Source organism: Paenibacillus sp. Y951 (assembly GCF_056786395.1).
Window position 1 is genome coordinate 99,746 of the sequence record NZ_JBXCIY010000010.1, and the last position, 13,792, is coordinate 113,537.

At 35.6% G+C, this 13,792-nt stretch carries 17 protein-coding genes; all 17 read left to right on the forward strand.

The window, feature by feature from the left end:
• The first annotated feature begins 53 nt into the window (after positions 1–53).
• The 17 genes from flgK to AC1TPB_RS15560 all read left to right on the forward strand — a co-directional run bounded on the left by flgK (position 54) and on the right by AC1TPB_RS15560 (position 13,577).
• A complete protein-coding gene (flgK, locus tag AC1TPB_RS15480) occupies positions 54–1,652 on the forward strand; it encodes a flagellar hook-associated protein FlgK (RefSeq protein ID WP_482077323.1) in 1,599 nt (532 codons plus the stop codon).
• Between the two features lie 87 nt (positions 1,653–1,739).
• Positions 1,740–2,675 carry a flagellar hook-associated protein FlgL gene (flgL, locus tag AC1TPB_RS15485; RefSeq protein ID WP_482077324.1) on the forward strand — a complete coding sequence of 312 codons (936 nt, stop codon included), beginning with the start codon at positions 1,740–1,742 and terminating at the stop codon, positions 2,673–2,675.
• Between the two features lie 23 nt (positions 2,676–2,698).
• Entirely contained in the window at positions 2,699–3,151 is a 453-nt protein-coding gene (gene fliW / locus AC1TPB_RS15490; protein ID WP_482077325.1) for a flagellar assembly protein FliW, read from the forward strand.
• Entirely contained in the window at positions 3,145–3,396 is a 252-nt protein-coding gene (gene csrA / locus AC1TPB_RS15495) for a carbon storage regulator CsrA (protein WP_482077326.1), read from the forward strand. The genes fliW and csrA overlap by 7 nt, the downstream gene beginning before the upstream one ends.
• A 13-nt stretch (positions 3,397–3,409) precedes the next feature.
• On the forward strand, positions 3,410–3,787 hold the full coding sequence (locus AC1TPB_RS15500; protein WP_482077327.1) for a flagellar protein FlaG: 378 nt from the start codon (positions 3,410–3,412) through the stop codon (positions 3,785–3,787).
• A gap of 22 nt (positions 3,788–3,809) precedes the next feature.
• On the forward strand, positions 3,810–5,249 hold the full coding sequence (gene fliD, locus AC1TPB_RS15505; RefSeq protein ID WP_482077328.1) for a flagellar filament capping protein FliD: 1,440 nt from the start codon (positions 3,810–3,812) through the stop codon (positions 5,247–5,249).
• A gap of 23 nt (positions 5,250–5,272) precedes the next feature.
• Complete coding sequence (gene fliS / locus AC1TPB_RS15510) at positions 5,273–5,677, forward strand: flagellar export chaperone FliS (RefSeq protein WP_482077329.1); 405 nt, start codon at positions 5,273–5,275, stop codon at positions 5,675–5,677.
• Entirely contained in the window at positions 5,670–6,071 is a 402-nt protein-coding gene (locus AC1TPB_RS15515) for a hypothetical protein (protein WP_482077330.1), read from the forward strand. Before fliS ends, AC1TPB_RS15515 begins: the two co-directional genes overlap by 8 nt.
• 96 nt (positions 6,072–6,167) lie before the next feature.
• The gene (locus AC1TPB_RS15520; RefSeq protein WP_482077331.1) at positions 6,168–7,001 is read left to right on the forward strand and encodes a flagellin N-terminal helical domain-containing protein; all 834 of its coding nucleotides are present in this window, start codon (positions 6,168–6,170) and stop codon (positions 6,999–7,001) included.
• Between the two features lie 118 nt (positions 7,002–7,119).
• Positions 7,120–7,500: a hypothetical protein gene (locus AC1TPB_RS15525; RefSeq protein WP_482077332.1), complete on the forward strand. Its 381-nt coding sequence runs from the start codon at positions 7,120–7,122 to the stop codon at positions 7,498–7,500.
• A 2-nt stretch (positions 7,501–7,502) separates the two neighbouring features.
• Positions 7,503–9,356: a motility associated factor glycosyltransferase family protein gene (locus AC1TPB_RS15530; RefSeq protein ID WP_482077333.1), complete on the forward strand. Its 1,854-nt coding sequence runs from the start codon at positions 7,503–7,505 to the stop codon at positions 9,354–9,356.
• 57 nt (positions 9,357–9,413) lie between these two features.
• Positions 9,414–10,391, forward strand: a complete 978-nt coding sequence (gene pseB / locus AC1TPB_RS15535; RefSeq protein WP_482077334.1) for a UDP-N-acetylglucosamine 4,6-dehydratase (inverting) — start codon at positions 9,414–9,416, stop codon at positions 10,389–10,391.
• Positions 10,392–10,700: 309 nt separating this feature from the next.
• Positions 10,701–11,129, forward strand: a complete 429-nt coding sequence (locus tag AC1TPB_RS15540; RefSeq protein ID WP_482077335.1) for a hypothetical protein — start codon at positions 10,701–10,703, stop codon at positions 11,127–11,129.
• A gap of 846 nt (positions 11,130–11,975) precedes the next feature.
• Positions 11,976–12,323, forward strand: a complete 348-nt coding sequence (locus AC1TPB_RS15545; protein WP_482077336.1) for a hypothetical protein — start codon at positions 11,976–11,978, stop codon at positions 12,321–12,323.
• A gap of 71 nt (positions 12,324–12,394) precedes the next feature.
• Positions 12,395–12,874, forward strand: a complete 480-nt coding sequence (locus AC1TPB_RS15550; protein ID WP_482077337.1) for a hypothetical protein — start codon at positions 12,395–12,397, stop codon at positions 12,872–12,874.
• Positions 12,875–12,899: 25 nt separating this feature from the next.
• Positions 12,900–13,025 carry a hypothetical protein gene (locus AC1TPB_RS15555; RefSeq protein ID WP_482077338.1) on the forward strand — a complete coding sequence of 42 codons (126 nt, stop codon included), beginning with the start codon at positions 12,900–12,902 and terminating at the stop codon, positions 13,023–13,025.
• Positions 13,026–13,304: 279 nt separating this feature from the next.
• Entirely contained in the window at positions 13,305–13,577 is a 273-nt protein-coding gene (locus AC1TPB_RS15560; RefSeq protein ID WP_482077339.1) for a hypothetical protein, read from the forward strand.
• Positions 13,578–13,792: the final 215 nt, after the last annotated feature.

Here is a 13,792-nt window from a genome sequence, read left to right on the forward strand (position 1 = left end):
TTTATTTGCAGGCAGCAGCTCAGGGAGTCAATAAAAGTTTTAGGAGGTTTATAATGGTATCATCATTTCACGGTTTAGAGACGAGCAAGCGTGCACTATTAACGCAACAGGTTGCTTTGAATACAATAGGCCACAATATTTCCAACGCAGCAACAGAGGGCTATTCTCGCCAACGAGTTAATCTTATCAACGCATCACCATTATCTGCTCCTGGATTCAACCGTATTTTCACACCTGGTCAGATTGGATCAGGCGTAGAATATTCGAGCATTACACGCGTACGTGACAGCTACTTAGATATGCAGTACCGTCGTGAAAATCAAGATAAAGGGATGAATGGAATATACAATGCCACGATGGAAGCCATTCAGACGATTATTAATGAACCTTCTAATAATGGGGTAAGTGCTGTAATGGATAAGTTTTGGAACTCACTTGAAGTTATGAATCGCGACCCGAACCTACTAAGTGCACGTGTTGATTTTATTGGTAATGCGAAAAATATGGCGGATACATTTAATAAAATCGGAACTTCATTAACAACACTTGAAGGTGATATTAATAGCAATATTGATATTAAGCTACAGGAAGCAAACCAACTTATTGATGGCATTGCTGAATTGAATGAAACGATTCGTAAAATTGAAATGCTTGGCGATCATGCGAATGATTATCGTGACCAACGAGATGTCCTTGTCGATAAATTATCCAAAATTGTAGATGTACAATATACAGAAGATGCGAACGGCATGCTTAACGTCTATAGCGCTGGCATTCAGGTTGTTAATGGCCAAATGCAAACAGCTTTAACTGGTGCTGATGTTGCTGGTATTACGAGTGGTGAAATTTCAGGTTACAAAAAATCACAAACGGATATTATCCAAACACGTAGTCAATTGGATGCATTGGTTGATACGCTTATTAATGGTAAAGTTCAAATTACAATGCCTAATGGCTACAAAACGTCAACTCCGATGATTGCTGATAACGCTGTAACAGTGAGGGATGATACAGTCGTACCACCAACTGTAACAACTTATGCAGCAGGTACAACCATTCCAGCGAACTCAAAAATAACGACTGAAGCAAAGTTTACGGTAGAGGGTTTCAATGGTGTTCATAAGTTAGGTTACACACTGAACTCACCTGCTGAGACGGGATTAGATTTCTTCACATTGAAGGATCCAACACTACCGTTCTCTATCGATAATATTGAAGTTAATCCGGAAATTCAGAAGGATACGAACAAAGTTGCAGCATCAGGTCAATACGAGGGTTCCGGGGCAGGTATGTCAGCGATTAAAGGTAATAGCGATATTGCGTTAGCATTAACAAGCTTACGTAATTTGAAGTTTGAATTCCCTGCTGATATGACTTCACTATCTACAGGTACAGTGGATGATTATTTCCGAGCATTTGTTAGTGATCTGGGAACACGTTCAAATATTGCAGACACAAATTACAAGAAAAGCAGCGATTTGACTGATAATGTAGATATCCGCAGGCAATCAGTAAGCGGCGTGCAAATGGATGAAGAATTAACGGATATGCTTCGCTTCCAGCATGCGTACAATGCAGCTGCTCGTAATATGACAGCGGTAGATGAGATGCTTGATAAGATTATTAACGGCATGGGGCTTGTAGGAAGATAATATACAAAAATAGATAATGCTTTCGAAGTGTTTTTTCATTACTGGAGGCAACTAAGTTAGCGATGAAAAAATTGGAGGAGGTAGATTATGCGAATCACTAGTATGATGCAAAATACGCAATTGTTACGTAATATCGGTAACAATAGTAATAATATATTGGATTGGCAGAACAAGCTGTCAACGGGACAGAAAATTAGTAAGCCAAGTGATGATCCTGTTGGAATTGGTTATCAGATGCGCTATACGACAGAGCTTAGTCGTAATGAACAATATCTTGCCAATGCGAACACGGGATATGGTTGGCTGAGTCAGACGGATTCGGTGCTGCAACAAGCGAATGGAATATTGCAACGTTTGAATACGCTTGTGAATCAAGCGGCAAATGGTACAGTAACTGCTGAAGTAAGAAAAGGGATAAGTAATGAAATTTCTCAGCTCCGTGAACAAATGATTTCGATTGGTAATAGTACGTATGATGGTCGTTACATTTTTAATGGTCAGAAAACAGATATGCCCCCTTATTCGATAGGCACAGTGAAGACTGATCCAACAGATCCAAATTCTCCCGATCGTAGTATAGCTGCTACTGAAACAACAGATCAAGGTATTTATTATCTTAACGTGAGTTCATCTGTCACCGTAGAGGTAAGCTTGACAGGGGGAGCAGTATTCGGCGAAGCTGGCGCTGATGATAATATCTTCAAGATGTTTGATGACATTATTGGTCATCTACAAAACAACGACCAAACTGCTTTATCTGATAGCTTAACTGATATCGATGGTGCAATCGGACAAATCTCGTTAAGTCTTGCTGAGGTTGGCGCGCGTATGAATCGCTTTGAATTGATTCAAAGCCGTATCGCGGATGAGAAGGTTAGCTTAACAACATTGAGATCTAGTGTTGCTGATGTAGATATGGCTGATGCGATTATTCAATTACAGCTACAGCAGAACGTGCTGCAAGCTTCCCTATCTGTTGGAGCAAAAGTGATGCAGATGTCGTTACTGGATTATATTCGTTAGTAAGTTAAGGGAGTGCAGTATATATGGGTGAGAATACCGTTTCTAATCAAGTGATCAAGAGCAATCTTTATGGCGAAATCATCGTAGAAGATCATCAGATCTTTCATTTTTCACAAGGTATTGTGGGCTTTTCTCATCTAAAGCAATTTGCATTACTGCCTTATGAAGATACTGAACTATTGGTTTTGCAGTCATTTAGTGAAGATATTAGCCTATTATTAGTTCCTGCTGCGTACAGTGAGAATAACATTAGTTTTCACATAGATGAATCAACCGTTGAACAACTGGGCGTTCAAGATGAAGATGAATTAGCAATATTTTATATATTGCGATTTATTGATAATAGTCCTTTTATTAATTTACGGGCACCTATTCTTGTCGTATCGACTACGCAGAAAGGTTGCCAATATGTCGTTTCAGATGATTCATTAAGCCTGCGAGCTCCATTGGTAATTAAAGGTGAGGTTGAATGCTAGTATTGAAGCGCAAAGTAGGCGAGGTTGTTCGGATTGCCAATGATATAGAAGTTTATGTATTAGCAGTTGAAGGCGATACGATCAAGTTGGGGTTCGAAGCTCCCAAGCATATTCAGATTTTGCGATCTGAAGTATATGATGCCATCAAAGCGGAAAATATGCAGTCAGTAATGTCGAGTGATCATGACACTAAGGAAATATTGAAGCAGCTTAAGAAGAGATCTCTCCATAACGATAACAGTTAAGGGAGGAATTATTGTGTTTAGTTCAATCAATCGTATGGATGGATCCTCAGTTGATTGGAGTCAATTACCTGGAGTGAAGAAGCAAGTAGAGGCTTCACAGGAAATTCAGAAAATCGGCTCTTCTGCACATGCTATTAACAACGCAGATTCTAAATTCACAGAGCAAGACAGAGATAGACTCTACAAGGAAGTGGAGAAAGTCAACGCAACACTGAAAATGGAAAGTAAATCTATGCGCATCAAGTTCAGTGAAGAAGCTGAACAGTATTACGTGGAAGTCTTCGATTCTCGTACGCAAGAGGTTATTGAAAGCATCCCTGGTAAGCATATGATTGAGTTGGCGGCTAAGCTCAAGGATATGATTGGATTTTTCATCGATGAAAAACGCTAAATAATAAAGAGGAGTGATTATAATGGGTATTAGTATTACTGGTTTATCATCAGGACTAGATACTGCACAAATGGTTAAAGATTTAATGGCTATTGAAAAGATTCCATATAACAATCTCACTACAAAAAAAACGAATCTGCAATCGGAGCAAACGATTTTCCGTACAATTAATACAAAGATGAAAGCATTAGAGTCAGCACTTATTAATCTAAAGATGTCGAGTGATTTTAACACTTATAAAGCTAATAGCACTAACTCAAATGTTGCAACTGCTATCGTATCATCAACTAGTTCTATAAGTGGGGACTCCTATACACTTAAGGTTAGCCAACTGGCTGCTGGCGCTACAGCAAAAGCCGATGGCATTTCAGTTGATAGTACAAAGTGGTTAGATTCATTGCAAGGCGGAACAGTTCAAATCAATGGTAAAGAAGTTGCCATAGACTTTAGTGAATATAAAACTGATAAAGAGGCATTAACTGCTTTGAGAGATCATCTGAATAAAAACCCTGAGAAATTTGATGTGAAAGCGTCGCTGATTAATACAAGCACAGATGAATTTTCATTTATTCTTACATCAACTGAAACAGGAAGCAGTTCTAATGTATCCCTAACTGTGATCCCTCTGGATGATCCAGATGCTGTGCCTACAGATTTATCTACGCTTTTTACAGATATAGATCCTGGCAAAAACGCTATATTCGAACTAAATGGATACACTATTGAGAAGGCGACTAATTCAATCAGTGATGTTATCGATGGTGTTACCTTTAATTTGACTGGAACGTCTACTGAGGCTACAACGATAAGCATTGCTAGAGATACGGATGCAATTGTTAGTAAGGTTAATGCGTTTGTAACAGCATATAATGACTTAACGTCTTTAATAAAATCAAATTTAGCTAAACCAGATAGTGATGATAAAACAAATCCATTACAAGGCGATTCGACTTTAAAACAATTAAGTAATCAATTATATTCGATTTTTACTTCTATGGTTGCTACAGATAGTGGTAATGCGTATATGGAGCAAATGGGGTTGAGTATTGATAAAGGTTTTACCTCTGGTAGTCAAATGACTGGTAAAATTACGTTTGATACTGAGGCGTTTAAGAGTGCGCTAGAAAGTAATCCTGCAAAGGTTGTTTCACTTTTTACTGCAAATAAGATAGATGCCGATCCTAATGCTCTTGTAAAAGACAATGGTATCATTACGCAATTAAATGACATTATGAGTAATTATACATCCACTGTAAGTGGTATGCTTACTTCAAAAATTACAGGATATGACTCGGAAATTAAAATGGTGGATACGCGCCTAGAATCCATGGATAGAAGTCTGGAAATGAAAGAATTACGGTTAAAGCAACAATTTTCGACAATGGAGACCTTATTGTCCTCTTTGAAGAATGAACAAGCTTGGTTAACTTCACAGTTTGAAGCCTTAACTAAATCTAAATAGTTGACTTGAATAATATAGGGAGGGTGAAGAACAATATGATCTCGAATATGATGGGATATCAAGCGTACCAGAAAAACAAATATGAGACGGCTTCTCCTCATCGACTAATAACTATGCTATATGAAGGTGTAATCCGCTTTGCTAATCAAGCGATTAATGAAATAGAAAGTAGTAATATCCAAGGTTCTAATCTAGCTATAAAACGTATGCAGGATATCGTCTATGAATTAATTGCATGCTTAAATTTCAAAGAGGGTAAAGAAATAGCAGAGCAATTACATCCACTCTACCAATATGTAATAGACTTATCAGTTCGCAGTAATCTCGAAAAGACAGTAGATCCTTTGAAAGAAGCGATACTGATTATTACTGATATCAAATCTTCCTGGGAGCAGATCGGGAAGGATGTGGCGCTGAGCAATGGCTGATGGTGAAGTGGAAGATCTAGTATCTATCTATTGTGAATTGGTGATTGTGCAGCAAGAACTGGTCAACATTGCTAAGCAAGAAAGATTTGAAGAACAGATAGATCAAATGAAAACGCTAGAGCAGCAAAAGATATCGTATAAGGCTACTATTAACATGCTGCGATTAAAGCATCCTTATACGGACCAAGTGTCAGGTGAGAAGTTGCTACAGCTCACAAGCTATATTACCGAGCTTAAACAATTGAATGAAGAGGTTCAGGACATTGTTAATCAGTGGTATAGTGAAGATTCAAGTGACATGAAGAACGTTAATGTCCAAAGGAAAACATTAAACTCCTATGGTGGAGTTCATAACAGCGATATTCTATCCTATTATATAGATTATAAAAAATAATTTTGAAAAACTATTAACTATTACCGGATTATATCCGATAATAGTATTGTGACCACAAGGATGTGGCACTAGAACCTATCATGGAGGATGATAATTATGTTTATTAACACTAACGTAGGTGCGATGAACGCGCACCGCAATCTAACTGCAAACAATGGCGCAATGAATAAAACTATGGAGAAGCTTTCTTCTGGATACCGCATTAACCGTGCTGCTGACGATGCTGCTGGTCTTGCAATTTCCGAAAAAATGCGTTTCCAAATCAATGGTCTTCAACAAGCACAACGTAACGCTCAAGATGGTATCTCTTTGATTCAAACTGCCGAGGGTGCACTTACTGAAGTTCATTCTATGCTTCAACGTTTGAACACACTAGCTACTCAAGCTTCAAACGGTACGTACAATAATGCTGAAGACCGTGCTGCAATTACTAAAGAAGTTACGGCATTAACTGCTGAAATCGATAATATTGCAAAAAACACTAACTTTAATGGGATTTCTCTATTATCCTCAACTGCTGGTGCGGCTAATGTTGAACTTAATTTCCAAGTAGGAAGTACTGCAGATACTAAAATTTCTGTTGCATTGAAAGATATGAGTACTGGTACTGATGGTCTGAATATTACTGGTATCGATTTAAGTACTGAAGGTGGAGCTCTAGCTGCTATTGATACTATCAAAACTGCAATCAACACTGTATCTGATCAACGTGCAGAATTCGGTGCTGCTCAAAACCGTCTAGAGCACACAATCAACAATCTTGGAGTTAATGCTGAAAACCTATCTGCTGCACAATCTCGTATTCGTGACGCTGATATGGCTGCAGAAATGACTTCATTCACTAAGAACCAAATTTTAGTACAAGCTGGTACTTCTATGCTTGCACAAGCTAACTCTGTACCACAAAACGTTCTTAAACTTCTAGGATAATAAAAGTTAACAAAAAAGGCTGCCCATGGGCAGCCTTTTTTGTTAATGAAACAATTATAAAAATCCGATATAGTAAGTAGAATGTACATCCAATATAAATTTTGTTAGGAGAAACTATATGAGAATAACCCATGAACTTTGGAATGGAATTATAGATGAAATTGAACAATATATACCTAAGCTAATTGCTGCAAGTGATTCCGTAGGGGAACTCTTTTATGAGCCACTTAATGAACAAGGAAGTGAGTTATTTTCACAGTATATAACGGGTATGAGTAATTTAATTCAAACAACGATGATGACGCTGAATGACGCGACTGATCATGCACCACAAATGATTGAGCGCTCAACCCCGGTTTTGCAGAGCATTACATCTTTTATTGCTGATATAGAGAATGCATTGGAAAAGCAACAATTTGTCGATGTTGCTGATATTATTAAACATGAAATTACAGAGCAGTTGAAATTATTACTAGTTGCGATAAAGGAGTCTCGTTAAGGATGACAACACAATTCGCACAAAACTTATCTTATTTGAAGAATTTCCAACCTTTTACTTATGAAGTCGTTATAAATGCTGTAAATAATAGAGCAAATAGTAGTTATAAGTTAGTGAGTAATCGTAATCAATCCTACAATATCGAACGTAATGCTGACGAGAACTCTTTATTGTATAGCAAATATGATCCTGTTCACGAGAGTAATCGTTGGTGTGAATCGCTACAGTTAGATGAGAATGGCGAAAAAGACATCATACTATTTGGATTAGGTTTAACGTATCATTTGTCTGCACTAATGGAAAGATATCCGAATCATAAATTTTTCGTATATGAGCCGGAGGTAGAACTATTCGTAGAAATGCTTAACGTTGTCGATGTTTCGATATTGTACGGGCATGTAAACATTAAGTATATCGGTATAGGGAAAAACGAGCTTGCAATGCAAAATTGTTTGGAAGCAATTAATAAGTATTGTACGCTACAATATGAATTTGTTCATATTCCCTTTTACGGACAAATTAGTTTAGATATTGAAAAACAGTTTCTTAGTGCTTTACGACAAGTGGATCTTCATAGAAAAGCTGTAGTTGGTATTCATCAAACGTTTGGTAAAATTATGTACACGAATACATTACGTAATATACCAGCTATGTTGAAAACGCCAATACTCCAAACACTTGAAAACCATTATGAAGGTGCAACTGCACTAATTATTGGTGGAGGACCATCTCTACAATATGATATTGAATACATTAAGAAGGTACAGAATGAGTGGTTAATAATTGCAGCAGGATCAAGCGTACAAAGCTTATCGCATTATGGAATTACACCTCATTTGATTGTATCTATGGATGCTGGTGTATACAACGCAAAGATATTTAGAGCAAATAGTTTTATAGATATTCCATTACTAATGATGCCACAAATCCATCATGAAATAGTTACATTGCATCATGACAATAATATGTATGCCTATTACGATAATGATGTTATTGTGAACTTCTTGATTCCATATCAGGATCAGAATTATATTATGAAGCCAACATATTCTGTTACTGGAACTGCAATTCAAGCAGCTGCTTATATGGGAGCTACAACGATTGTATTAGCAGGACAAGATCTGTCGTATCCTGGTAAGAAAAAGTATGCACCAGGGGCGGCACATCTTGGAAACAATGAATTAAGTTATATAGACCAGGATTTACTTTATGAAGTTGAGAATGTTAAGGGAACTACTAACCCGACAACCTTTAGCATGCTTCAGACTTTGAGAGATATCGAACAGCTTGTTGTTAATATGAATACAGTAAACTTTTTCAATACGTCAAAAGAAGGTGCAGCTATTAATGGGTTTATGTATCAGGACTTAGAAACATTAATAGGTGAACCTACTCACAAGCAATATTCATTTCATGAAATGAAATCTATTCTGCGTGAAAAACCTTTATATCATTCTGTGGATGTACAACTGCTGATTAATAGATTGCAAAATGCCATTCAATATGTGACAACCATATTAGAAAAGACAAAGTGGCTGGAGAAGGAGTTAAGTAAACTTAACACAATGAGTAGAACTAGTCCTAATAAGGCTGCTGTACTACTGAAGGAAATCGAATATCAACTTAATCAACTATTTGCAGAGGATACATTTATTCGTCTCATTAAAGAATGGCTTATTGTTGAATATAATGCATTTGAACGTCAATTGTTGGATGTCGTCAAAGAGCCTCAACTAATTAAAAAAGTAACATTACTAATACGAATTTTGTCTCCCTTTTTGAGCAAGATGATAATAGAGCTTCCGGAGATTAAAAAAGAATTAACGCACACAAGGGAGCAACTTAACCAGAAGTAGATTAAGCGTAATTTATAAGATAGAAGTAATGATGTACAGCAGAGAAGGGTGAATGAGATGTTACAAAATCCTCTAGAAAACAAAACAATTCTTATTACAGGTGGAACGGGATCATTTGGTAAAAAGTTTGTTGCACAAGCATTGGAATTAGACGCGAAAAAAATTATTGTTTTCAGTCGTGATGAGTTGAAGCAATATGAGATGAGAAAAGAGTTTGGTGAGAATAGCCGACTACGCTATTTCATTGGAGATGTACGCGATAAGGAACGCTTGTATCGTGCCTTTGAAGGGGTAGATATTGTTATTCACGCTGCAGCTATGAAGCATGTAGAAGCATGTGAGTATAATCCATTTGAAGCTGTTAAGACAAATATTAATGGTGCACAAAATGTGATCGAAGCCGCAATCGATTGTGGTGTCGAAAAAGTTATTGCATTATCTACAGATAAAGCAGCTGCTCCCGTGAACTTATACGGGGCGACAAAGTTGGCTTCTGACAAGCTGTTTATTGCTGCGAATTCATATGCCAGTGGTACACATACAAAGTTTTCTGTAGTTCGCTATGGCAACGTTGTAGGGAGTCGTGGTAGTGTTGTGCCATTCTTTCAACAGATTAAGCATACTGGGATTCTTCCAGTGACTGATGAACGCATGACACGCTTCTGGATAACCTTAGAGCAAGGTGTTCAGTTTGTAATCGATAATTTGAGTCGTATGCGAGGCGGAGAATTATTTGTACCGAAAATTGCGAGTATGAAAATTATCGATCTAGCAAAAGCGATAGGGCCAGAATGTGAGATTGAAATTGTAGGTATTCGCCCAGGTGAAAAATTACATGAGACGATGATTACAATAGATGATTCAAGACATACAATTGAATATGATGACTACTATGTGATAGCACCAGAGTTTTCTTGGTGGACGACTGAGAAGATCGAAGGACAAACGCTTCCTGAAGGCTTTGAATATAATAGTGAAACCAACGATAGATGGCTGACGGTAGAGGATTTGAGAGGAATTGTGAAGGGGCATTAAATTAAAGATTGTAGTAGTTGGTGCAGGGTATATAGGAGGCTTATTCTCTTGCAAATGGTCTCAACGTTGTGGTACTTCGATATTTTTTTAATGCCGTAGGAGCCGTATCGTGGAACAGTTCGCGGAGACAGGTATAAAATGCCTGTTTAGAAGAGATTACATTAAGAGATGAATTACAGCTGAAGCTGTTTTATCTAGGACAATATAATATTAATAGAATCGTTACGGGAAATGTCTGTATAAGTTAGTAGGAAAAAACGGGATGCATTTAAATTTATGATACTATTTTTAGAATGTGAGGAATAAATCATGAATCTACATGAAGGAGATAGACCGAAAATTCTTTTTGGAACGGGTCAGTTTGCTGAAATTGTATTAAAGTGTATTGATCATAACGATTTTTTTTGCTTCATTGATAATTCCGAGAATAAAATTGGGACAAGCTTTTATGGTAAGCCCGTGTATTCCTTAGAGTCTATATTAGAAATGGTTGATCTAAGAGAGTACCAAATTTTTATTGCATCCATGTACTATGAAGATATTGCTACACAGTTAAACGAGTGTAATCTAATCGAAAGTATCCATTACAGGGATGGCATGGAATTATTATCTGCCGAGCATGTGAGAAGATTGAATAATATAGATGTTGACATAGAAGATGAATTCAATGAAATATATATTAAGGTTAGAAGATATACTATGACTTCTATTGAAAGGATGTATGCGTTATACCAATGACATTAATTACAAAGGGATTACAGTTGAACAAGAAATAAAGAGTTGTTAAGAAAATAATATTAATTCGTGGTGTAATGCTTCTATTGAAGGTGTACAACAAATTCTAAAACAAACACTATATCCTTCTGAAAATATTCATTATGTTATTGGAAGGGTTGAAGAAACACTACTAAACACGGTTCCAGATAGAATTTCCTTAATGCGACTTGATACTGATCTTTATTATTAAACTTACAAATAAATGGAATATCTTTATCCCTTATTAGAAATAAAAGGGGTATTAATTGTGGACGATTATGGACATTGGCAGGGGGGCAAAAGAGGCGGTAACAGAATATTTCACTGAAAATAATATAGTTATGTTGCTAAACAAAATTGATTATACAGGTCGCTTGGGAATAAAGATATAAGTATCTATAGCATTCTATTATCGGAATGTGAGGGTGGTGGATACTTTTTGGTTTTTGTGCCGAGTGTTAGTAGCGAAGCGATTTATAAATACGAATTTTATATAATAAAAGATTTAATGATATGTGAAGATAATAAATGAAAAACACTTAGTTGTGGGTGAAGTTCGTCTGAAGAAGCTAAGTACTGAAAACCAAATTACCTAAGAAAATAGCCATCCACATATTCTTATAGATGGTGAAATATATAACAAAACAGAACTAGTACCCATTTTTGATTTTTCGAACAAAGAATCTTTGTTTGAAATGTACAAGAAGGATAATTACTTCTCTTTTTTTTGAAAGCAGATGTTTTTTTACTAGTGAAGTTTAATAATTAAAGGCTTCAAGCCAACTGTTACAGTTATTTTACTTTGAGAAGATGTAGAGAGGTGATTTGATGGATTATATTATTTGGGGAGCTTCAAATTTCGGGAAATCTACTCTCTCTATATTAGGAGGGAAATTTAATGTTTTAGGTTTTGCTGACAACGACATTAGTAAGTGGGGGCAAAAGTTTTGTGATATAGAGGTATATTCACCTACAATGGTGATCTCAGAAATGAAAATGAATGATGCTATGAGGATTGTAATTGCAAGCATGTATTTCAATGAAATATACAAGCAATTGTTAGAATACGGAGTGCCTAATGAGAAAATATTCAAATTTACTTTTTCGTTAGAATTAGTGTCTATCAATGAAGAATTAGTTAATAAAAGTGCAAATATCTTTTTGAATGTGGAGTAAAGGCGAAATCACAAATAATAAAGAGTTCATATTTTCCAAATGGAAAAATTAGAGTTGTACCTATAGATGAATTGAGATTAGGATTTGATTGGCTGAACAACGATTTAACCCTAATTGGTCAGAAAATTATTGAATCTCCACATTTTGAATTAATGAAAACTATTAATGACAATAAAGATTTGAAAGACTGTGAGTATATACTAAGGAAAGAGAAAGGAACGCTTGATTTTAATGGATCTTGTGTAATTTCACAAGAATTTTTAGAGCAAAGTCTATTTTATTTTGAAAAGAGAAAACAGGAAATTTTTATGGATTCATATGAACCTATAAAAATTGCTAATTTTGGTGGTGATGTATTTATTCTATATGGAAAGCATAGGGCTGCAATGGCGTTATTAATTAATAGAGGAGAAATTAAGGCAATTGATATTACAATGATATTAAACGATAGTTATTATCATTGGATTTATGAGTATATAACAGATAATGTGTATTTCTCTAAGAATGTGATAGCATACGAACGATTTCTTACTTACCTCAATAATTACTAGAACTTAAACAGGGAGAGATGTAATCATGAAGAACATAAAAGAACTTGTGGTTGAACTTGAAAAAAATCCAATTGAGGCAAGAGGGCATATTTATCATCCAATTCCCTTTGGAGAATTTGATCATCTGAAAACCAGTTTAATAAAAGAGTAATTTTTGAAGAAAAGTAAAATTATTTCAGATTATATCTCAAACAATTTTACAGATCAACTACGTACAACCAATATCTTAGATATTGGTGCTAACGGAGGATGTTTTAGCTTCACTCTTTCAAATGATGTAAATGAAGTTACAACATTTGAAACTAATTTACGTTATTCAGAACTATGCCAAACTATTATTAAATAAAAAAATATAAGTAACATTACTTGGAATCATTCACCTTTCGATATTACAAAATTAGATGTTGATAAAAAATACGGTGTTGCTTTAATGTTAAGTGTATTTCAATGGATGGCTGAGGGCGGTGATAATATAGAGGTTGCTTTTAAGGACTTAAGATATATATCTGAAATTAGTAACTGTCTAATCTTTGAGTTAGGATTTAACCATGGAGCATCAGCTATTCAAACAGATAAAGAAGATCATTATGAGGCATTAATTGATTTGTTGAAAGAGAATACGATATATACTTCATTTGAATTGATTGGCACAAGTGCAATTTGGAGTGGAATTAATAGATATATTGTCGCTTGTACAAAATAGAGATTTTCAAAAGAAAATACAGTGTATTTTTTTACGGTTTATTAAATGAAAGTTGAACTGTAAAGGTTTTACATAAAAGATCCCTAATTTTACGGGATTTTTTACGATTTCTTTTATAAAAAGTTTTTGAACTATCTTTGTAAAATTAGTGGACTTTTCATGAGGTTGTCTCTATCAAATCAGATAATCTAACAGAAACAATTTGAAAAGACAGG